General features: G+C 37.4%; 16 protein-coding genes. 12 read left to right on the top strand and 4 right to left on the bottom strand.

All coding sequences use genetic code 11. The annotated features are described in order from the left end of the window. Positions 1-7 precede the first annotated feature (7 nt). The 3 genes from ACHABW_RS13800 to ACHABW_RS13790 all read left to right on the top strand — a co-directional run bounded on the left by ACHABW_RS13800 (position 8) and on the right by ACHABW_RS13790 (position 3,824). A complete protein-coding gene (locus ACHABW_RS13800; protein ID WP_435755838.1) occupies positions 8-1,288 on the top strand; it encodes a glycosyltransferase in 1,281 nt (426 codons plus the stop codon). A gap of 23 nt (positions 1,289-1,311) precedes the next feature. Further along, positions 1,312-2,592 carry a nucleotide sugar dehydrogenase gene (locus tag ACHABW_RS13795; protein ID WP_435755837.1) on the top strand — a complete coding sequence of 427 codons (1,281 nt, stop codon included), beginning with the start codon at positions 1,312-1,314 and terminating at the stop codon, positions 2,590-2,592. A gap of 155 nt (positions 2,593-2,747) precedes the next feature. Then, positions 2,748-3,824 (top strand): glycosyltransferase family 4 protein, encoded by a 1,077-nt coding sequence (locus ACHABW_RS13790; RefSeq protein ID WP_435755836.1) that lies wholly within the window; start codon positions 2,748-2,750, stop codon positions 3,822-3,824. Positions 3,825-4,002: 178 nt separating this feature from the next. Here the strand turns inward: ACHABW_RS13790 and ACHABW_RS13785 are convergent, their stop codons facing one another. After that, positions 4,003-4,998: an LCP family protein gene (locus ACHABW_RS13785; protein WP_435755835.1), complete on the bottom strand. Its 996-nt coding sequence runs from the start codon at positions 4,996-4,998 to the stop codon at positions 4,003-4,005. 179 nt (positions 4,999-5,177) lie between these two features. Between ACHABW_RS13785 and wecB the strand changes: the two genes are divergently transcribed. Further along, positions 5,178-6,317, top strand: a complete 1,140-nt coding sequence (gene wecB, locus ACHABW_RS13780; RefSeq protein ID WP_435755834.1) for a non-hydrolyzing UDP-N-acetylglucosamine 2-epimerase — start codon at positions 5,178-5,180, stop codon at positions 6,315-6,317. Positions 6,318-6,863: 546 nt separating this feature from the next. Beyond that, the gene (locus tag ACHABW_RS13775) at positions 6,864-8,588 is read left to right on the top strand and encodes a SulP family inorganic anion transporter (protein ID WP_435755833.1); all 1,725 of its coding nucleotides are present in this window, start codon (positions 6,864-6,866) and stop codon (positions 8,586-8,588) included. 184 nt (positions 8,589-8,772) lie between these two features. On the opposite strand, the gene ACHABW_RS13770 is transcribed toward ACHABW_RS13775, so the two are convergent. The 3 genes from ACHABW_RS13770 to ACHABW_RS13760 all read right to left on the bottom strand — a co-directional run bounded on the left by ACHABW_RS13770 (position 8,773) and on the right by ACHABW_RS13760 (position 12,510). Next, positions 8,773-9,753: a peptidoglycan-binding protein gene (locus ACHABW_RS13770; RefSeq protein WP_435755832.1), complete on the bottom strand. Its 981-nt coding sequence runs from the start codon at positions 9,751-9,753 to the stop codon at positions 8,773-8,775. Positions 9,754-10,255: 502 nt separating this feature from the next. Then, a complete protein-coding gene (locus ACHABW_RS13765) occupies positions 10,256-11,257 on the bottom strand; it encodes a peptidoglycan-binding protein (protein WP_435755831.1) in 1,002 nt (333 codons plus the stop codon). 308 nt (positions 11,258-11,565) lie between these two features. Then, positions 11,566-12,510 (bottom strand): LCP family glycopolymer transferase, encoded by a 945-nt coding sequence (locus ACHABW_RS13760; protein WP_435755830.1) that lies wholly within the window; start codon positions 12,508-12,510, stop codon positions 11,566-11,568. 237 nt (positions 12,511-12,747) lie between these two features. Between ACHABW_RS13760 and ACHABW_RS13755 the strand changes: the two genes are divergently transcribed. The 7 genes from ACHABW_RS13755 (at position 12,748) to ACHABW_RS13725 (ending at position 21,426) form a co-directional block, all read left to right on the top strand. Further along, positions 12,748-13,497, top strand: coding sequence for a YveK family protein (locus ACHABW_RS13755; protein ID WP_435755829.1), 750 nt, complete (start codon positions 12,748-12,750; stop codon positions 13,495-13,497). After that, positions 13,487-14,191, top strand: coding sequence for a CpsD/CapB family tyrosine-protein kinase (locus tag ACHABW_RS13750; RefSeq protein ID WP_435755828.1), 705 nt, complete (start codon positions 13,487-13,489; stop codon positions 14,189-14,191). Before ACHABW_RS13755 ends, ACHABW_RS13750 begins: the two co-directional genes overlap by 11 nt. 255 nt (positions 14,192-14,446) lie before the next feature. Further along, the gene (locus ACHABW_RS13745) at positions 14,447-15,211 is read left to right on the top strand and encodes a tyrosine-protein phosphatase (protein ID WP_435755827.1); all 765 of its coding nucleotides are present in this window, start codon (positions 14,447-14,449) and stop codon (positions 15,209-15,211) included. Positions 15,212-16,077: 866 nt separating this feature from the next. Further along, positions 16,078-17,895, top strand: a complete 1,818-nt coding sequence (locus ACHABW_RS13740) for a polysaccharide biosynthesis protein (protein ID WP_435755826.1) — start codon at positions 16,078-16,080, stop codon at positions 17,893-17,895. A gap of 816 nt (positions 17,896-18,711) precedes the next feature. Beyond that, complete coding sequence (locus ACHABW_RS13735) at positions 18,712-19,332, top strand: sugar transferase (protein ID WP_435755825.1); 621 nt, start codon at positions 18,712-18,714, stop codon at positions 19,330-19,332. Between the two features lie 2 nt (positions 19,333-19,334). Beyond that, a complete protein-coding gene (locus tag ACHABW_RS13730; RefSeq protein ID WP_435755824.1) occupies positions 19,335-20,192 on the top strand; it encodes an NAD-dependent epimerase/dehydratase family protein in 858 nt (285 codons plus the stop codon). 22 nt (positions 20,193-20,214) lie between these two features. Further along, positions 20,215-21,426 (top strand): glycosyltransferase family 4 protein, encoded by a 1,212-nt coding sequence (locus tag ACHABW_RS13725; protein ID WP_435755823.1) that lies wholly within the window; start codon positions 20,215-20,217, stop codon positions 21,424-21,426. Positions 21,427-21,428 lie beyond the last annotated feature (2 nt).

Here is a 21,428-nt window from a genome sequence, read left to right as displayed (position 1 = left end):
GTGCAGCATGAAAAGGGTAGGAATGTTTGTTTGGAATCATTTTACGAATGATGCTCGAGTATTAAGAGAGTGTACAACGTTATCAAAAAATGGATATGATGTTGATTTATTTTGTATTGATGACCCCGAAGATAATAGCATTGAACAATATGAAGAAGTAAATGAGAACTTCAGGGTGCACCGGTTAGAAAGATATCCCAAGTTACTAACTGGCATGCAAAAGGTTTATAAAACATTGAGGAGAAATAAGTTATTATTAGTTGTGGCAGGTTTAATATGGCTGTTATTCGTTTATTTAATCCCTCTAATAACGATACCTATTACGGTTCTTTCAGCCTTGCTGTTAAAAACAAAAGTAAGGGTTGTATGGATAAGGGGATCGATGATTGTAAGAATGATCATCAAAGCACACAGGGGAAATTATGATATTTATCACTCAAACGATTTGAATACATTACCTCAAGGATATGTTGCCGCTAAATGGCGCATGAAGAAGAAGAAGTTAATTTATGACTCGCATGAGGTTCAAACGAGCAGAACCGGCTATGAACATCCGATGTACAAAAAGTTTGAAGGTTTTTTTATTAACCGTATGGACGAAATGTATGTTGAAAATCATACGCGTGCTAAATATAATGAGGATTTATATGGTTTCTATCCAAATGTCCTCCACAATTATCCTTTTAAGCAAAAAGTGGAAGATAAAGAGAAAGTCGATCTACATGCCATGTTAGGGATAGATAAGGAAGAAAAAATCCTTCTATATCAAGGTGGCGTGCAAACGGGAAGAGGTTTAGACAAGTTGGTAGAAGCGTTTCCTATGTTTGACGACGGTGTTTTGGTTTTCATCGGTGAGGGTAGAATAAAAGAAGACCTTATTCAAAAAGTCGAGGATTTAGGGCTGTCGAATAAAATTCGTTTCTTACCTAAAGTGCCGTTGAAGGAACTGCCGAAATACACTCGAAATGCCTATTTGGGATTTCAAGTTCTGAATAACGTTTGTTTTAATCACTATTCAGCTTCTTCTAACAAGTTATTTGAATATATGATGAGCGAAGTACCAGTCGTAGCATGTGATTTCCCGGAAATTAAAAATGTTGTAATCGACAATGAAGTCGGATTAACGGTTGATTCTCATAACCCAAAGGAAATAGCAGAAGCGGTGAACAAACTTTTAAAAGATGAAGCATTAAGAAATAAATTAAGTGAAAATTGTATTGCAGCTCGTGAACAATACAACTGGGAAAGTGAACAAAAACACTTATTAGCAGTATATAATAAACTTTAAAATTTGGGGAGTGTGTCGTTTCAATGAACATTTGTACAATAGGATTAGGATATATAGGGTTACCTACATCAATTATGTTTGCGAAATATGGAGTAAATGTAATTGGAGTTGACGTGAAAAAAGAAGCTGTTGAGTTATTAAACAGCGGGAAAATTCATATTGAAGAACCTGGATTACAAGAAGCGTTAGAAGAAGTGATTGAAGCAGGAACGTTTAAAGCAGCGTTGAAACCTGAAAAAGCAGATACTTTTATTATTGCTGTGCCAACGCCGAATAATGATGATGAGCATAAGTCATGTGACTTAACATATGTCATGACGGCACTGGAAAACACAATTCCTTATTTAGAAAAAGGGAATGTCGTGATTATTGAATCTACGATAGGTCCAAGAACGATGGACGACTTTGTCAAACCGAAGCTTGAAGAAGCTGGTTTTGAAATTGGCAAAGACATCTATCTTGTTCATTGTCCAGAAAGAGTACTTCCCGGACAAATTATGCATGAACTAATTTATAACAATCGGATTGTTGGTGGAGTGACACCTGCGTGTACTAAAAAAGGGATTGAAGTATACGAAACATTTGTGAAAGGCGAAATTATTGAGACAGATGCCAGAACAGCAGAAATGTCTAAATTGATGGAAAATACTTATAGAGATGTAAATATTGCACTTGCAAATGAATTAGCTAAAATTTGTAATGAACTCAACATCAATGCGTTAGATGTGATTAAATTAGCGAATAAACACCCGCGTGTTAATCTTCATACACCAGGGCCTGGAGTTGGAGGACACTGCTTAGCGGTTGACCCTTACTTTATTATTGCTAAAGCACCGGATACAGCAAAATTGATTACGCAATCCCGCGCAATTAATAACTCTATGCCGGATTATGTTGTGGATTCTGTTTATAAGTTATTGGAAGTTAATGCCGGTAAAAAGGTGACTGTTTTCGGTCTAACTTATAAAGGAAACGTCGATGACATTCGTGAAAGTCCTGCATTAGAAATTTATAATAAATTAGTTATGAATAAGGACATTGAGGTAGTTGCATACGATCCACATGTCAAAGAAGCGTTTGTCGAGAAAGACATTCATAAGGCTGTAGATGGTTCAGATATGGTTCTTATATTAACGGATCACAACGAGTTTAAAGAACTGACTTCTGAGGCATATAAAAAGATGAAAACACCGCTTGTTTTTGACACGAAAAATGTTGTTGTAAATTATACAGATGAGTTAGAGTATTTACACTTTGGAAACTTATTTACTCGAACAAACAAAGAAGCGTTACCTGTTAATTAAAAATTAGAAAGAGGCATTAATATGTTTTAGTGTCTCTTTTTAACATGTTTGTTAAACATCAATCTAAATTTTTTCTTATTTTAAGAGTCATATTACTCGCTTTACTGCACTCTATATAAGAAAGAAGTCGATAAAGGAATTGTAGGTGATCGGATTTGAACTACCCTATTCATGAATATGTTATTGCTTTTATTATCTCAATGGGAGTGGCTTTGCTTATCACACCTTATGTTATAAAAATTTCTAAAAAAACTGGTTTTGTGGATTTACCTAGTTACAGAAAAGTTCACATGCAGGCGATGCCTAGAATAGGTGGCGTGTCGATAATTGCAGGTGTAGCAGCTGGACTTGTTTACTTACAACCAACAAGTCAGTATATGATGCCGTTTTTGATAGGGGCCGGCATTATAATCATTGTGGGATTATTAGATGACCGGTTTAACATTAAACCGTTGTATAAATTGGCAGGACAGATTGTCGCAAGTATTGTTGTGGTGTCGAATGGGATTTTAATTGACTCCATCTCCCTACCTTTCGTCGGTTTCATTGAGTTTGGTTTATGGAGTATTCCTGTTACAATAATTTGGATATTGGCTATAACAAATGCAATTAATATTATAGATGGTTTAGATGGTTTGGCAGCGGGAACTTCGGCAATATCTCTGGCAGCGTTACTTATAGTGGCCGTGATGGATGGACAGGCACTCGCTGTTGCCTTAGCAATCATTTTTATTGGAAGTACACTGGGCTTCTTATACTATAATTTTTACCCAGCCAAAATATTTATGGGTGACACGGGTTCTCTTTTTCTCGGGTATTCCATTGCTGTTATATCTATATTCGGCTTATTAAAAAACTTGACGATGTTTACTGTCATTGTTCCTTTTGTTATTTTAGGAATTCCAATTTTGGATACGCTTTTTGCAATGATCAGAAGGTTTGTGAATAAACAAGGAGTTATGACAGCGGACAAATTACATTTTCATTATAAACTGTTGGAATTAGGGTTATCTCATCGAAATACCGTGTTAGTTATTTACGGGATAAACATTGTGTTTGGTTTAACGGCAATTGTATTTTCGTCTAACGTACTATGGTTATCCCTATTGCTTGGGATACTTGTCTTAATTGGTGTGGAAATCATTGCGGAAGTAACGGAATTACCGGGAAAGAAACGAAATCCGTTTTTGCATTATTGTAAAAAAAAATTCTTCAAGTCAAGGAGAAGTTAAATAATAAATAAAATACCTCTCGAATTTTCTCTAGGCGGACGCTTTCCGCAGTCCCTAAATAAAAACATACATCGATTCCCTGAAAGGAGTTGTGATGTATGTTTTTTTTGTTGTGAGACAAACTATCAGAGGAGAGTTGCTAAAAAGAGGACAAAAAACCAGTAATGGCATAAAGCCATTACTGGATATCGGATGATGATGATTGTACTGTTGTTCTGTTTAGTTCAAGGTGTTCTCGTAACTGTCTTTGTAATTGAGTAAGTTCTTCTTCATCTGGGATTTCGTAGTAGACACTATTGATACTCTCTGAAGTTGTTTTAAGTGGTAAATGTTCGATATTATTGGTATTAAAATCAGAGTAATTTTTGAAGAGCGGTAATCCGTCTCTTAAACGTAGATTAGTTTGTACATTTCTGCTTACTTCTTGAAATATATCGTCCACTTTCAATAAACTTGAACTCGAAGTTAACTCTTTGATAAGAGCCTTTATGACCTCTTGCTGACGTTCGTTCCGACCAATGTCACCTCTAGGGTCAGACATCCTCATTCTAGCGTAGGCAAGGGCATAACGGCCATCTAGTTCCATTGTACCTTCAGTAAACTGCAATTTCTCAGCCTTTGGATCATCACTATTTTGTTCAAAATCAAATGGGACATCTACTTCAATTCCGCCGGCTAAATCAACAATATTTTTAAAACCATCAAAATTTACGGTAGAAAAATAATCAATTGGAATGTCCAAGAATTCTTCTACTGTTTTTATCGTTAATTGTTCCCCGCCAAATGCATACGTATGATTGATTTTGTCTTTGTTTTCCCGACCAGGGATAGAAACCCGTGTATCTCTCGGTATTGTAACGATGTTCAATGTTTCTTCCGTTGGGTTAAACGTTGCTACCATGATGGTATCGGCTCTTCCGTTTGCTTCGGATTCTGAAGAGTAATCCTCAATGCCGAGCAGTAATACCGAAACAGGGTCTTTACTGATCGAAACTGCCTCGTACCGTTTATCGGACTTTTCAATTTCTACATAAGATTCACTCGCTGCTTGATACGTTTGATAAAAAATATATGATGCAACTGCTACTATAATTAGAGAAAAGAGTGCTAGCACTTTTGCGAGTCTGCGCCAATTACTACCCTTCTTTTTTTTATTTATTCGTGAGTATCCCATTAACATTCCCCTTTAAATTTAGGTAATTAGTATATCCATATCGATACAATTTTACCTTATAGAAGCTTTTTAGTAAACAAGATATTTAAAATATTGTCGAACTTTAGTATAATAGTATTGGTATGCTTTTAAATTAAAAAAGGATATTATCATGAATCGCGATGAAAGGCGGTATGACAATGGAAAAGATCAAAGTGATGACAATATTTGGAACGCGCCCAGAAGCTATTAAGATGGCTCCTTTAGTGCAAGCTTTGGAGAAAAATGACTCAATTTCTTCTATCGTTACTGTTACGGCTCAACATAGAGAAATGCTGGATCAGGTATTATCCATATTCGATATCAAACCGGATTATGACTTAAATATTATGAAGGACAGACAAACACTGGCAGATGTTACAATGAGAGCTCTAGACGGCCTCGATAAAATTTTAAAGGAAGCTAAGCCTGATATTGTTTTAGTTCATGGTGATACTACAACAACATTTGTGGCAAGTCTGGCTGCATTTTATAATCAAATCGAAGTTGGCCATGTGGAGGCAGGTTTACGCACGTGGAATAAAATGTCTCCATATCCGGAAGAAGTGAACCGCCAAATAACAGGTGTTATCGCTGATTTACACTTTTCTCCTACTAGACAAGCAAAAGAAAACTTACTCCGAGAAAATAAATCAGCAGATCATATCTTTATTACTGGAAACACAGCGATTGATGCATTGAAATTCACAGTGGTAGATGAATACACGCACCCCGTTTTAGATGAGCTTGGTGATGATGATATGATTTTGCTTACTTCCCACCGTCGTGAAAATTTAGGACAACCGATGAGGAATATTTTCAAAGCAGTTAAAAGAATTGTCGATGAATACCCTAATATTCAAGTAGTGTATCCAGTACATTTAAACCCAGTCATTAAAGAATTGGCAGATGAGGTTCTTGGAAATGATCCGCGTATTCATCTCATTAGTCCGCTTGGTGTGAGGGACTTTCACAATATCGCTGCTAAATCTTACTTAATTTTAACAGATTCAGGAGGCATCCAAGAAGAGGCTCCTTCATTAGGTAAACCAGTTCTAGTTCTCAGAGATACAACCGAGCGCCCTGAAGGTGTCGAAGCTGGATCTTTAAAGCTTGCGGGAATGGAAGAGGAAAATATTTATCAATTGACGAAGGAATTGCTGGAAAACAAAGAGACTTATGCCTCGATGTCAAACGCGTCTAATCCATACGGTGATGGAGAAGCTTCGGAACGAATTGCAAATGCAATCCTTTACCATTTTAAGAAATTGGACAAACGTCCAGAAGATTATAAAATATAACATAACAGCAAACGGAAAACCAATCGAAGCAGGTTGGTTTTTCTACATAACTCCTCTGCTGTTGGGGGACAACCAGTGCCGTATGAAGATGTTTCGAAATATGGGATTGTTGGGCCTAAATCCGGTGAGATTGAACCTGGTCTTATTCACGTGGGTGATTAAGTGGAAAAACCTACGAGGGAAGAAGCGCTATCCAATTTTACTTTTGATTCATAGGAACCCGGTTCGGGTAATGGGATAGTAAGTGTTTCCAGATAGTGGAGGCACTTTAAAATGAATGTTAGTATTTTTAATTCCATAATTCTGAGGACTGTCTGTTTTACAATTGAGACAGTCCTTTTAGAGATTGTTTTACAGCCCCCTTGATAATTAGGCGGTGGTGAAAGCTCACAGAGTATTTAATAAAAGATGCTTTGCGTTTATTATTAAACCTTGCTATACATTTCCGCAGCAATTGTTTAGTATAAGACACATAGTGAATTATTCATGGATAAACAAAAAGTACATACATAATCAAACAGATGTTAGAGTGAAAGGAGTGCCTCTATGAGCTCACAAAAACGAAGACCGCTTAATCTCCAAGAAAACTACGACCGGCAGGCATTTATGAGAGACCTCGTTGCAGGGCTAACAATATTTGTCATGCTAGTACCTCAAGGAATGGCGTATGCTATGTTAGCAGGCTTACCGCCAGTAATGGGTCTGTATGCATCGACAATACCATTATTTATTTATGCCCTTTTTGCTTCGTCGAGGCATCTAGCAGTAGGCCCCGCGGCGATTGCATCATTATTAGTTCTCTCCAGTGTATCCGCGTATGCGGAGCCTGGCTCATCTGAATACATTTCACTCGTGTTGATCCTGACATTTATGGTCGGTGCGATTGAACTCTTGCTAGGACTGTTAAAAGCAGGGTTTCTCGTTAAATTTATCTCGCATCCCGTCATGAACGGGTACACATCCGCAGCTGCGATTGTCATCGGTGTGAGTCAGCTGAACCATTTACTTGGTGTTGAAACGAAAAATTTTATGCAAATTCAATTTCTCATTATCGAACTCATCGAGAACATCAGCCACACGCATCTAATCACGGTAGCAATTGGACTTGGCAGTGTTATCACTCTCGTCGTTTTGAAAAAAATCAATCCGAAAATTCCAGCGGCACTTATCGTTCTCGTCTTATCGATCATCACAGTAAACACCTTTCAATTAGATCAACGTGGCGTGACTATCGTTGGTAGCGTTCCAAGCGGGTTTCCAGCTCTGACGATTCCGAATTTGACACCCGAAAACATGTTTACGTTATTTTTGATGGTCATAACGATTGCGCTCATTGGATTCATGGAATCACTCGCCATCTCACAAGCGATTGCGGACAAGGAAAAATATAAAGTCGATCCGAATAAAGAATTAAGAGCATTAGGATTGTCAAACATAGCAGGTTCTTTTTTCTCGGCCTATCCTGTGACAGGAAGCTTCTCTAGAAGTGCCGTTAATCACCAATCAGGTGCGGTATCACAACTATCATCAATTATTACCGCGGTATCGGTGTTACTGACGTTGCTATTATTCACCTCTTATTTTTACTATTTACCGACCGCAGCTTTAGCAGCAATTATTTTTGTAGCAATTGTAGGACTAGTTGATATAAAGACAGCAAAGTACTTATTTAAAGTGAAACCTTTGGACGGATGGGTGTGGGTCGTCACATTTTCAATCACCTTACTGATCGGGATAAAATGGGGGATTCTTGTTGGAGTGGCTTTCTCATTATTTCTCTTGTTAAAACGAAGCTCCGCACCAAAAGTAGTGGAATTAGGCTACGTTGAAAAAGACCACGAATTCCGCAATCTTAACAGAATCACGGAAGCGAAACGACTCAAAGACACGTTAATGGTACGAATCGATTCGAGCCTTTATTTTGCAAACATCGCCCATTGCGAAAAAATAATCAGAGACCTACTTCAGAATACGTCGGATACGAAATGGATGGTCATCGACATGTCGGGGGTTAACGACATTGATACCATTTCCATCAAAGTTCTGGAGGAAATCATGGAAGAATACCAGGAAAAAGGTGTCTCGTTTCTCTATGCAAACTTAAAAGGCCAAGTGAGAGACTCTTTAACCAACGCTGACTGGGACAGAAAATACAAAGAAAAAACCTCCTACATCACGATGGACCATTTACTGGAGGACAACGACATAGGCGGCAAACGCAATACGTCCCAAACGGATATCACCCAAGACAACGATGATTACATGATTTAAGGGTTGCTTCTGGGGGGGGCGTAATGGAGAAAGTAAATGAAACATAAATTTGTTTTAAGCGCACTCACCAACCAAACAACATCATTTATCCTACACAAAAAGCTCCGCCATCATTGGCGGAGCTTTTACATGTAAGACGATTAACGATATATAGGAGAGGGGATAGTAGTAGATTGAAAAAGGATTAAAAACGACCTGCGCCAAGGTAAGAATTGCTCCAATAAGAAGTGTTCAAATTAGACACCGTAACGCCAGTAGAAGAACCGGCATGGATGAACTCATTATTACCTAAGTAAATACCAGCGTGGGATGGTCCGGAATGAGTGGTGGCAAAGAAAACAATATCGCCAACTTGCGGATTAGAAACACTCGTAGCCGCACCATGAATCGCTGATACCGTTCGAGGAATGCTCTGCCCATTTTTACTGAATGCATAATTTAAAAATCCGCTGCAATCAAATCCGGAGGGTGAAGTTCCGCCCCAGCTGTATGGAGAACCAATCTGCCCTTTAGCAGTAGAAATAACTCCACTCGCACTAGAAGAACTGCCAGAAGAATTACTTCTAACAGATCCGGTAGAACCAGATTTTGAACTACTTTTACTAGCGCTACTAGATCCAGAAGAACTGACAGAACCGCCTAATGCACCAAACGTTTGAGGACCAGCAACGCCATCGACTGAAATCCCGGCACTACGTTGAAAAGACTGAACAGCACTGCGTGTTTGACTTCCGAAAACACCATCAACCGAACCAGCATTTGCACCATTGCTATTCAATGCTGACTGTAAAGATCGAACACCAGAACCTCGACTGCCATAACGAAGAGTTCCCGAAAAGTTTACCGTAGAAGAACTCGCACTAGCTGAAGAACCGCCACTATCAGAAACACCTAAAGAACGAAACGTTTGCGGGCCAACAATACCATCTACTAAAATTCCCTTACTGCTCTGAAAACTTCTAACTGCCTGCTTTGTAGCTGAATCAAAGTTACCAGTGGAAGAAGAAGCGTAATGCCCTGTGTCCCGCAGCACATCCTGTAACTCCTCCACATCGGCATGATTCGAACCTGTACGCAACGTCTGATCGCCAAGAGCCGCACCTGACACCGCTGGAAAAATAAATAACGAACTAGCCAAAACAACACTCATAAGCCCTTTTTTCATAAAATTAAACTCTCCCCTTATTACCAATTTGTAAAAAACCTCCTAGAAGAATAGTTCTTTTCAATACAAGGCTTAGTTTATATGGAAAATATGGAAGGGACAATAGATTTTTCCGAACTGTAATGATATCTAACCTCCTTGTAAAACTTGTAACATAGAAGTAATTTAATCCAAGCTCAAAGTCCTATACAGCAAAAATCTAATGTACCTAGTATGTTGTTTTTAGATGAAAATGAAAGAAGTGAAATACGGAGTCGGTAGCCGAAAAATCAATAGCTGTAGACCACTCAGAGTTTTATCTCTATGAAGCAGAAGCGAGACCGGAAAAGCGGGGACTTCCTTGAAGTGAATGCAAGAGAGTAACTCTTCTCTCAAAACATATAAAAAGAACCTGCCATTTGGACGATGGCAGGTTCCTTTAAAAAAAGATGTTTAACTTCATATATTAGGGGGGATAGTAGTGTAATGATTAAAGTTGATTTAGTAGTAGTTAAATTAGATATTATAGACGACCTGCACCCATGTAAGCCTTGCTCCAGTAAGGGTTGCTTAAGTTAGAAATAGTTACTCCAGTAGAAGAACCTGAATGAATGAACTCATTATTACCTAAGTAGATACCAGCGTGAGATGGGCCAGTTCTTGTTTCAAAAAATACGATATCTCCACGTTGCGGGCTAGAAACTTTTGTAGCTGCACTGTAGATAGAAGCTACTGTTCTAGGCATACTTTGACCATTTTGGTGGAAAGCATAATTCATGAAGCCACTGCAATCAAATCCAGATGGAGTTGTTCCGCCCCATACATAGGAAGCACCAATTTGACCACGAGCTGTAGAGATAATAGATTCTACTGTTGAAGAACTTGCAGAAGACACGCTGTTACTAACTGATCCAGTAGACCCTGCACTAACCGTTGATCCGCCTGATGAGCTAGAAGCTGAACTTCCAGATCCGCCATTTAATGCTTTATATGTTTGTGGTCCGGCAATACCATCTACGCCAATTCCTGCACTACTCTGGAAGCTGCGAACAGCACTTGCTGTGTTAGGTCCAAATACGCCATCTGCCGTTCCTGCATTAGCACCATTGTTGTTTAAAGCATTTTGTAACGTACGAACAGCAGATCCACGGCTTCCTTGACGAAGCGTTTGTGAAAAGTTAATTGTAGATGATGAAGATGAACTTGCTGAAACGTTACTAGAAGTAGAACTGTTTCCGCCAGAAACACCTAACGCACTAAATGTATTTGGTCCAGCGATTCCATCAACGCTAAGTCCTTTGCTCTTTTGGAAATCACGAACAGATTTGTTTGTTACAGGACCGAAATAACCTGTGGAATTACTAGAGTTAAAATGCCCTGTGTCCCGCAGTGCATCTTGTAACTCTTCTACGTCTCCGTGTCGAATTCCCTCACGTAATGTTTGATCTCCTAATGCTGCACCTGAAACTGTTGGTAAAACCAACAATGAACCTGCCAATATAACACTCATTACCACTTTTTTCATTTTAATTACTCTCCCCTTTATGTATTCATTAATTAATTGTCGTTTGTTGTTTACAAGACTCAGAATATAATAGATTTTAGAGGGAAACAATAGATTTTCACACATTGTAACGATTCATAATCAATTTGTAACAGTTGTAACACAAAAGTAATATAAAATTGTCTGAAAGGCCTATATTGTTGACGTTGAATCTATGATAGATATTTTTTGTAATAGCAAACCATATTCAAAATAAACAATAAAAAAGTGAGTCCAGCCAATTTGGTTGGACTCACTTTTTTGTTACTCGTTATTCAGTATCTTAGTCGTCAGTTTGTTTCTTCATTAGAAGCAACACTGGAGTCATCTAACTCTAAATGAGCACGAAGTTCACTGGAAATGCGTTGGCGTTCTTCTTCAGGGACCATTAAATACCAGATGCTATCAATTGTTTCTCCAGTACCGGATATTTCTAATGTTTCTGATTGATGACGAGCGTCCTTGTAGTTGCTTTGAAGATCGACCATTTCATCGAAAGTCAGGTTAGTTTTCATGTTCGTTCCGATTGCAGTTAAAATTGATTCGGCTTTTGTCACGGAACTAAAAGAAGCACCTTCTTTGATAATTCCTTCAATGACTTGTCGTTGTCTATCATTTCGGCCTAAATCACCTCGTGAGTCTTGTTTACGCATTCGTGAAAAAGCAAGTGCCTCGTCACCATTTAAATATAACTCGCCTTCCTCAAATGTATATCCGCTTTGATCAAAGGAAAAGTCGTTATAAACCGTCACATTACCTAGTGAATCGACAATATCTTTAAATCCGGTCATGTTTACGGTTAAGAAATAATCAATTGGAATATCAAGATAATTCTCTACGGTATTAATCGCCATTTCTTCGCCACCGAATGCAAAAGCATGATTGATCTTGTCCTGTACTCCACGTCCGATAATTTCGGTACGTGTGTCACGAGGGATACTTACCATACGCATGGATTCATCATTTGGGTTTACGGTAAGGACCATCATCGTATCGGTTCGACCTTGCGTAGATTCTTCCGCATCAACCCCCATTAATAGGAAAGAAAGTGGCTGCCGCCCCTCATCTACATCAACTTCTACCTCTCGTTTAGCAGATTTGTCTCGTTCGATCGGAGAATGCATATCCGAATTTATTGTACTTTGTACCGATTTATATAAATAAAAGCCGTAACCACCAACAGCTAAAACAAAGACCAACATCACCGATCCAATAATAATAAGAGCTTTTTTCATGTAATTATCTCCTTCACTGATTTCTTCTAAAATATAGTATAGTTTTAAACTGGATACAACGCAATATAAACTTACCAAATTCTGATATATTTCCCGAAAACTATTTACTTTAAACCTATTATCAGATAGCATGATAGAGTGTTAAAAAAATGCTCGAAAAACATAAGAAATTGAAATAATAAACATAATTAACTTATGAAAATAACTTTTACTCATCATACTTTTCAGGAGGACACCATGGAAGAAACAATTAGTTTGAAAGAAATTATGGGTACGTTAAAGAAGCATTTGAAACTTATTGCAATTATCACTGTTAGTGCAGTTGCTTTGAGCGCCATTGTTTCCTATTTTCTCTTAACACCAACGTATCAATCGTCAACGCAAATACTTGTAAACCAGTCTCAAGAAGAAGGACAAAGCTATTATTCTACAGGTGAACTGAGAACAAACTTAGATTTGATAAACACGTATAATGTGATCATTAAATCGCCTAGAATACTAGAACCTACACTAGAAGAACTAGGAATAGATAAATCAGTGGAAGCACTTAATAACCAAATCACTGTTGGCAGTCAGGGAGAATCACAGGTTGTGAATATTACTGTCACCGATGAAAGTCCAGCACTGGCAGTAGACATTGCCAATACGATTGCACTCATTTTCCAACGCGATATTGTGGAGATTATGGCGGTAGACAATGTGTCGATTTTATCACCAGCTGAACTTGGTGAGAATCCGTCCCCTGTAAATCCAAATCCTACATTAAATATGGCAATTGCTTTTGTTGTTGGTTTAATGGCAGCTGTTGGATTAGCTTTTTTACTTGAATTCTTGGATAACACGATCCGAACAGAAGATGATGTAGCACAAGTGTTAGGTGTACCCGTGTTAGCTTCTATTTCAACGATTGATGCATCCAAAGTGGAACTGAAGGAAATGACGCACTCACGACGAGCGAGAACAGGAAGTGAACAGCATGGCGCGTAAAAAACAAAACAAAGAGTTATCAGATAAACAGCGGAGTCTTGTCACAGAATTTGATAAGAAGTCTCCGATTGCCGAGCAATTCCGGACATTACGAACGAACATTCAGTTTGCATCGGTTGACCGTCAGCTGAAAACGATGATGATAACTTCATCCTCACCAGGCGAAGGGAAATCAACTGTCATTGCCAATTTAGGGGTTGTTTTAGCCCAACAACATAATAAAGTATTGCTTGTCGACAGCGACTTACGAAAGCCAACCGTACACTTTACGTTTGCCCTGCCAAACCAAGTAGGACTAACAAACGTCGTTACTCAGCAAGCGGCATTCGATGATGTTGTCGTGAATACATCGATTCCAAGACTTGATGTGTTACCTTCTGGACCCGTTCCGCCGAATCCTAGTGAACTACTAGGTTCGAGAGCGATGAAAGAATTTGTTAATCAAGTAGCTAAAAACTATGACTATATTTTATTCGATGCACCGCCTGTTAATGCTGTCACAGATCCACAGGTTCTATCAAGATTAGTAGATGGAGCTATATTAGTCATTCGTAGTGGACAAACGGAAGAAGAGATGGCTAAAAGAGCTGTAGAATCACTTAAGAAAGTGGATGCCAATATTCTTGGTGTTGTATTAAATGATAGAGAAATGGAAAATGCTCAGTATTATTATTATTATGGAGAGAAAGGGTAGGGATTTGTCTAACTTTTGTTAGAAAATAAATCCTTTTCTATCTCCTTAGTAGTAGGACCAACACGCACGTCGTTGGTCCTACTGCGGTTACTCGTTGCAAAAAAAATTGCTACTAGTGAAGTGCTACTTACTTAATGAGTGAATAAGACAGCTACCTTCCGGCCACGCGTATCAAGGAAGAGCACCTTGATACTTAAAACATGGCGGCGGAAGCTGACGCTGTAGTTAATAAAAACTGAAGGGAATTTTTATTATATGATCGACTTACACTGTCATATCTTACCTGGCTTAGATGATGGGGCACAAACGGAGAGTGACCTTCTTGACATGGCGAAGGCTGCTATGAGTGATGGGATCACGACGATTGTGGCTACGCCTCATCACAAGAACGGAACTTATGAAAACAAGAAACAAACAGTTCTAGCGGCTGTTGAGAGTGCGAATCAAGTTCTAAAGACTCACGGGCTTAACCTTGAGATACGTCCTGGTCAGGAGTGCCGAGTGTATGGGGAATTGATTGAAGATCTTGAGAATGGCGAGGTACTGAGCATGAATGATTCAAAGTACCTTTTTGTTGAATTTCCTTCATCAGAAGTTCCAAGGTTTAGTAAAAAGCTTTTTTACGATATACAAATGGCGGGGAAGATTCCGGTAATTGTCCATCCTGAAAGAAACCAAGTATTTATGAAGAAACCAGAGATGCTCTATGAATTTGTGAAAAATGGAGCCCTGACACAAGTAACGGCAGCAAGTGTTGCAGGTAAGTTTGGGAAGAAGATTGCTAGTTTCTCATTGGATCTTATCGAAGCTAATTTAACTCATTTTCTAGCTACGGATGCACACAATATTACGAATCGCAGTTTTCATCTGACGGATGCTTATAATAAAGTAAGGGAAGAACTCGGAGAAGATAGAGTGTATTTCTTTCAGGAAAATGCAGCCTATTTAATAGATGGTGACCATGTGATGGTAGAGCAGCCTAAACACATTAAAAAGAAGAAAATACTGGGTTTATTTTGAGTAAGGGTATTCTTTGGAGATGTTCATTCTTTAAAAACCCTATTCCAATGTAAATAAGTATAAAGTTACCATAAACAATGCAATATATACTCACATTTTGTTCGTGGGATATGGTAAAATTAGATGGATTCTTGTACTTAATTATGGTAATTATTAAAAATGAAGTAAGTTACTTGAAATAATTTAATATCGATGCAGAGCAAGTAAGAAATTAAAGAAGCCAATAGACCTAGCACTCGCTGCGACAATGTATACATACATCTTGCGTGACTACTTTAAAACGAGAGTAACCATAGCAAGAAAGAGATGAAATACTTATACTCTGTTTTTGGAGAAAAGTATTTTTTGTTCGGATAAATATTCCGAGTATTCAGATCGGGATTGGTCGAACTGTGTCGAATATTGTATAAAAACTTTTATAATTAACGTTTTTAAAAAGATAGAATATATAAGTTGTCAGCTATCTTTACGCCACACGTATCAAGGAAAACCCACCCTTGACACTTAAATGATTGTGGCGAAAGATTACGATGTATTTAACAAAAGACGCATGCGTTTTCTTATGGGTCATTTCTTCAATACCCTTATCAATGAAGGAACTCGGCTTTGCTGTGGGTGATCATTCTCTATTGAGAACACCTTAGGCGCAATTTTGTTGCCATTGGTGAAGAGTGAGGTTAGGTTAGATGCCTTTTTACATATGAAGTTTATTTATATGGTAGTGGTAGTTTCAAGAGGAATACTAAGAAATCTATCGGTAAGTACCGGAGGATTTCTTAGTATTTCTGAAGTTAATTAGATAGCGGCGAAAGTCTACGCTGAATTTTAAAAAGACTACTAGGTGGTCTTTACAAGGAGGAACTGGAATGGAGTTTCGAACGAGATTAATGACTTTGATGTCTATTGATTCGTTAATTGTGTTTTTCTCGATTTATATGAGTTATTTTCTATTAAGTGCTTCGCCAATGATTCCGATGGCGATTATTGTAAGTTCTGTTGCATTATTTGTGTTTCACCATCTTTTTGCATATTATTTCAAGCTTTATCAACGCGTTTGGTCATATGCAAGTATTCAGGAATTATCAGCAATTTTTAAAGCAGTAACATTAACGATCATCATAGTTGGGTTAATATTAATGGTCTCTTTTCAAGGTTTTTTCGTGAGAACGTTAGCCATAACTTGGATGCTCCATATTTTACTCATAGGTGCATCACGATTTTCATGGCGAATTTATCGTGATACAAAGATGATTGATAGAAACAAACAGAAACGTACACTAATTATTGGTGCAGGCAATGGCGGGATGCTTGTTGCGCGGCAATTAGTCAATAGTGAAACGTCGGAGTTGTATCCTGTTGCGTTTGTGGATGATTCACAGACAAAACAGCATCTCGAAATTATGGGGATACCGGTGCAGGGAACAACGAAAGATATTCATAGAATCGTCGAAGAAGCAGGAGTGGAGCATATTGTAATTGCGATTCCTTCACTTTCAAAAGATGCGATGAACCGAATCTTTAAAGAATGTTCTAAAACAGAGGCGCGAACACAAATTATGCCATCGGTAGAAGATATCATGTCTGGTAGAGTAGAAGTTAGTCAGATTCGAGATGTGCAAGTTGAAGATTTACTTGGTCGTGAGCCGGTAGAGTTAGATACAGTTAAAATTGCAGGGAAATTAACGGATAAGACCATTCTCGTAACAGGGGCAGGCGGGTCGATCGGATCTGAAGTTTGTCGACAAGTCTGTGCTTTCCAACCTGGGAAAATGATCTTATTAGGACATGGCGAAAATAGTATTTATAGTATTGAATTGGAACTGAGAAAGTCATTTCCTGAATTAGAAGTAATTACGGAAATTGCCGATGTACAGGATAAAGAACGCATGATTAATGTTATGAAGAAACATGAGCCACATGTTATCTATCATGCAGCAGCGCATAAACATGTACCTTTGATGGAACGAAATCCACATGAAGCAATCAAAAACAATGTGATTGGCACGAAAAATGTTGCTGAAGCTGCAGATTTTTCAGGTGTTGGTTCGTTCGTGATGGTTTCGACAGACAAAGCGGTTAATCCTACTAGTGTAATGGGTGCTTCGAAAAGAATTACGGAAATGATCGTGCAATATATGGATACAATAAGTGAAACAAAATTTGTAGCCGTTCGGTTTGGGAATGTACTCGGTAGTCGGGGTAGCGTTATTCCACTGTTTAAGAAACAGATTGAATATGGTGGACCGGTAACTGTGACACACCCTGAAATGGAACGTTATTTCATGACCATTCCGGAAGCATCTAGGCTTGTACTTCAAGCGGGTGCGATTGCTGAAGGTGGAGAAACGTTTGTGCTTGATATGGGACAATCAGTTAAGATTGTTGACCTAGCGAAAAACCTGATTCGTCTTTCTGGTTTTTCGGAAGAAGAAATAACGATTGAGTATTCTGGCATGAGACCTGGGGAAAAGTTGTTTGAAGAGTTGCTAGGGAAGAATGAAGTTCATGAAGAACAGATTTATCCGCAGATATATAGAGGAAAGACGCCGCCAGTTAATATACAGGTCGTGTTTGAATTGGTAGGAGAGTTTGATTCTATGACAGCGGATGAACTAAGAAAAAGAGTATTGGATATTGCGCATTTTAGGGTGGAGCGATTGAGACATTTGAGTGTGGTGAAATAACAAAAACACTTCATAAAAGTGTGAAATGTACTTAATGAATTGAGACTGATTATAAGATCATTGCTTTGTCAAAGAGAGAGAAATGTTCCGTTTATAGGTTAGAAATGAGTATGGAACGGAACATTTGCACTTATATTATAGTTAAATACCCATTATATTGAATATGGGATGGGAAGTCACAATGCTTTATAGATAACCACAACATATTGTGTCAATTTCAGTAAAAAATTAATAAAATATACAATATATGGGTTTCATCTATTGTTCATACTCTTTTTTGATCAATCAAAAAAGATAAAAAGGGCTATTTTCACCTAAATTATGGAAGTTGTAATTTTCAAAACGTTGATTTACCGGGCTTTTTAGATTCCAAAAAATGAAAAAAAGATTGAACAGATAAACGGAACTGACTATCGTAGTTAGATATAACGCTAGAAACCTTGCAGGATAAGGGTTTGGGACGTTTTTATTGATAATTATAGATTGATTGAATGGTATATATAATAGGAAGAAACTCGGTTATAGTTGATAGAGTATTGAATATCTATTTTATATTTGCTTGATAGATTGAATAGATATTACGAGGTGACTATATGAAACGGATAACAACCACAATATATAGTGTTGGATTATAATTGAAAATGATAAATGATACAATATATTGATTTTTTCATCTATTACGCATAATGAAATAAAATGCGAGGTGCGTATGCATAGTAGATGGAATAAGTAGTTAGTGGGTTAGTGGTTGGGTGGAGTTTAGGTTCCAATTAAGCATTAAGCGACTAATCAACTTCTAAAAGGAGTGTTACAGAGATGTATTTAAAAATAAAAAGAATAATAGATTTTAGTCTTTCCTTTTTAGCTATGGTTGTATTGTGGCCGTTTTTTCTATTGCTTGCGATTATTATAAAAACTGACTCAAAAGGACCGGTTTTCTTTAAACAAAAACGAGTAGGTATCAATAAACAACACTTTTATATATTGAAGTTTAGAACGATGAGATCCGATACACCAAAAGATATGCCAACACATCTATTACAAGATCCAGAAGCTTTTATTACGAAGAGTGGTAAGTTTCTTAGAAAAACGAGCTTAGACGAACTTCCACAAATTATAAATATTATTAAAGGTGAAATGAGTATTATAGGTCCTAGGCCAGCACTTTGGAACCAATATGACCTTATCGAAGAACGAGATAAATATGGGGCAAATGATGTTCCAACCGGTTTAACGGGATGGGCTCAGATTAATGGGAGAGATGAACTTCCTATTAAATTGAAGTCCAAGTTAGACGGAGATTATGTAGAAAATATCGGACTTAAAATGGATGCGAAATGCTTTTTTGGTACAATAAAAAGTGTTTTGAAGAATGACGGTGTTGTTGAAGGTGGAACGAGAGGTTCAGAAGTCGCTAGTAGTAAGGAGAATCATTAGTAATGATAAAAATATTAATAACTGGATCTAACAGCTATATTGGAAATAGCCTAGAAGGTTGGTTAGTAAAATACCCTAATGAATATTCTATTGATGCTATTAGTGTGAGAGAAGACTCATGGAAGAACAAAGACTTCTCGAAGTATGATGTTGTGTTTCATGTGGCAGGGATAGCGCATGTTTCTTCAGACCCAAATATGGAAGAACAATATTACAAAGTAAATCGTGACCTTACAATTGAAACAGCAGAGAAAGCAAAAAGTGAAGGTGTTAAACAGTTCATCTTCATGAGTAGTATTATAGTCTATGGAGAAAGTAGTAGCGACAAGAGAGTGATAGATAGAAATACAGAGCCAAAGCCAAGCAACTTTTATGGTAATAGTAAACTGCAGGCAGAAGAAGGAATCAGGCCTCTAGAAAGTGATAACTTCAATGTAGTTATAATGAGGCCTCCGATGATATATGGAAAGGATTCAAAAGGAAACTATCCTAAACTTGCTAAAGCGGCTCAGAAACTCCCTGTGTTTCCTAACATTAATAACGAACGTAGCATGCTTCATATAGATAATCTTTGCGAGTTCATTCGATTGATGATTGAGAATGAAGAAAGTGGGCTTTTCTTACCGCAGAACAGCGAATACGTGAAGACGAGTGAAATGGTAAAGATGATCGCCGAAGCACATGGGAAAAAGATTAAATTAACAAGAGTGTTTAATCCAATCTTAAAACCTATGATTGGGAAGATAGGATTTATAAATAAGGTTTTTGGTAATTTTGTTTATGATAAAGGTGTTAGTGACTATAAAGAAAATTATCGTGTTAAAGATATGAAAGAGACGATAATAGCCACAGAAGAGTGAAGTTGAAGGGGTGGACATGGGATTGAAAAAACATATTTTAGTTATTGCACAGTACTTCTACCCTGAAGAATTTAGGATAAATGATATTTGTAGTGAGTGGGTAAAAAGAGGGTACAAAGTTACGGTAATAACCGGTATACCTAATTATCCACACGGTAAATTTTTTGAAGGATACGGGCTTTTTAAGAAAAGAAAAGAAACATACAATGGCGTTGAAGTTATTAGATTACCTCTTATACCAAGAGGAAACAATGCTATTATGTTAGCTTTAAATTATTTATCATTTGTCGTTTCAGGTTTCTTTTGGAAGGTTTTTACTAGTTTAAAAGCTGACTATGTATATATTTTTGAAGTTTCGCCGATGACTCAAGCATTACCAGGTGTATGGTTTGCGAAGAAGAGAAAGATACCCTGTTATTTATATGTTCAAGATTTATGGCCGGAAAATGTAGAAATAGTAACAGGAATTAAAAATAAATTGGTGATTGGTTTAATTGGTAAAATGGTTGATTATATATATAAACATTGCGACAAAATATTCACAACCTCCGAAAGTTTTGTTAAAGCTATTGTTAACCGGAATGTAGAAAAATCAAAGGTTGAGTATTGGCCGCAATATGCGGAAAGTTTTTATCAACCAGTTGAAGGTTTAGATTGTTCAGAAATACCAAATGACGATCGATTTAACATTACATTTACTGGTAACATTGGGATTGCTCAAGGATTAGATGTATTACCTAGAGCTGCGGAGATATTAAAAAGTAAAGGATTTGAAAATCAAGTTCGTTTCAATATTGTTGGAGATGGTCGATATAAAGACACCTTTGTTGAACATATTAAACAAATGAAATTAATAGATATGTTTAATTTTATTGAACGACAGCCTGCAGAGGAAATCCCTATTTTTATGAGTCATAGTGATGCAGCGTTCTTGAGTTTTGCAAACAATGAATTATTTAATATGACTATCCCAGCTAAACTCCAGTCATATTTAGCTTGTGGTAAACCTATCTTAGCGTCTGCAAGTGGCGAAACAGAAAAAATAATAGCTACATCAAAATCAGGATTTTGTACTCAAACTGGAGATGAAGAAGAATTAGCAACCTCAATTATTAATTTAATGAGCTTAAAAGATGAAGATAGAAAAACAATGGGGAAGAATGCTCGTTCATTTTATGAAAGAAATTTTGATAAAAAATATCTATTGGACAAAATGGATCAGAACTTTCAATAAAA

Source organism: Salipaludibacillus sp. CF4.18 (genome assembly GCF_051262595.1).
GTDB classification, from domain to species: domain Bacteria; phylum Bacillota; class Bacilli; order Bacillales; family Salisediminibacteriaceae; genus Salipaludibacillus; species Salipaludibacillus neizhouensis.
The sequence above is the reverse complement of the archived record's forward strand: the minus strand, read 5'-3'. Positions and strand labels throughout refer to the sequence as shown.

Bases quoted from the DNA above. Each gene is read 5' to 3' on its own strand.
- ACHABW_RS13800 (WP_435755838.1), top strand. From the start codon at position 8: ATGAAAAGGGTAGGAATGTTTGTTTGGAATCATTTTACGAATGATGCT.
- ACHABW_RS13795 (WP_435755837.1), top strand. From the start codon at position 1,312: ATGAACATTTGTACAATAGGATTAGGATATATAGGGTTACCTACATCA.
- ACHABW_RS13785 (WP_435755835.1), bottom strand. From the start codon at position 4,998: ATGGGATACTCACGAATAAATAAAAAAAAGAAGGGTAGTAATTGGCGC.
- wecB (WP_435755834.1), top strand. From the start codon at position 5,178: ATGGAAAAGATCAAAGTGATGACAATATTTGGAACGCGCCCAGAAGCT.
- ACHABW_RS13775 (WP_435755833.1), top strand. From the start codon at position 6,864: ATGAGCTCACAAAAACGAAGACCGCTTAATCTCCAAGAAAACTACGAC.
- ACHABW_RS13770 (WP_435755832.1), bottom strand. From the start codon at position 9,753: ATGAAAAAAGGGCTTATGAGTGTTGTTTTGGCTAGTTCGTTATTTATT.
- ACHABW_RS13765 (WP_435755831.1), bottom strand. From the start codon at position 11,257: ATGAAAAAAGTGGTAATGAGTGTTATATTGGCAGGTTCATTGTTGGTT.
- ACHABW_RS13760 (WP_435755830.1), bottom strand. From the start codon at position 12,510: ATGAAAAAAGCTCTTATTATTATTGGATCGGTGATGTTGGTCTTTGTT.
- ACHABW_RS13755 (WP_435755829.1), top strand. From the start codon at position 12,748: ATGGAAGAAACAATTAGTTTGAAAGAAATTATGGGTACGTTAAAGAAG.
- ACHABW_RS13750 (WP_435755828.1), top strand. From the start codon at position 13,487: ATGGCGCGTAAAAAACAAAACAAAGAGTTATCAGATAAACAGCGGAGT.
- ACHABW_RS13745 (WP_435755827.1), top strand. From the start codon at position 14,447: ATGATCGACTTACACTGTCATATCTTACCTGGCTTAGATGATGGGGCA.
- ACHABW_RS13740 (WP_435755826.1), top strand. From the start codon at position 16,078: ATGGAGTTTCGAACGAGATTAATGACTTTGATGTCTATTGATTCGTTA.
- ACHABW_RS13735 (WP_435755825.1), top strand. From the start codon at position 18,712: ATGTATTTAAAAATAAAAAGAATAATAGATTTTAGTCTTTCCTTTTTA.
- ACHABW_RS13730 (WP_435755824.1), top strand. From the start codon at position 19,335: ATGATAAAAATATTAATAACTGGATCTAACAGCTATATTGGAAATAGC.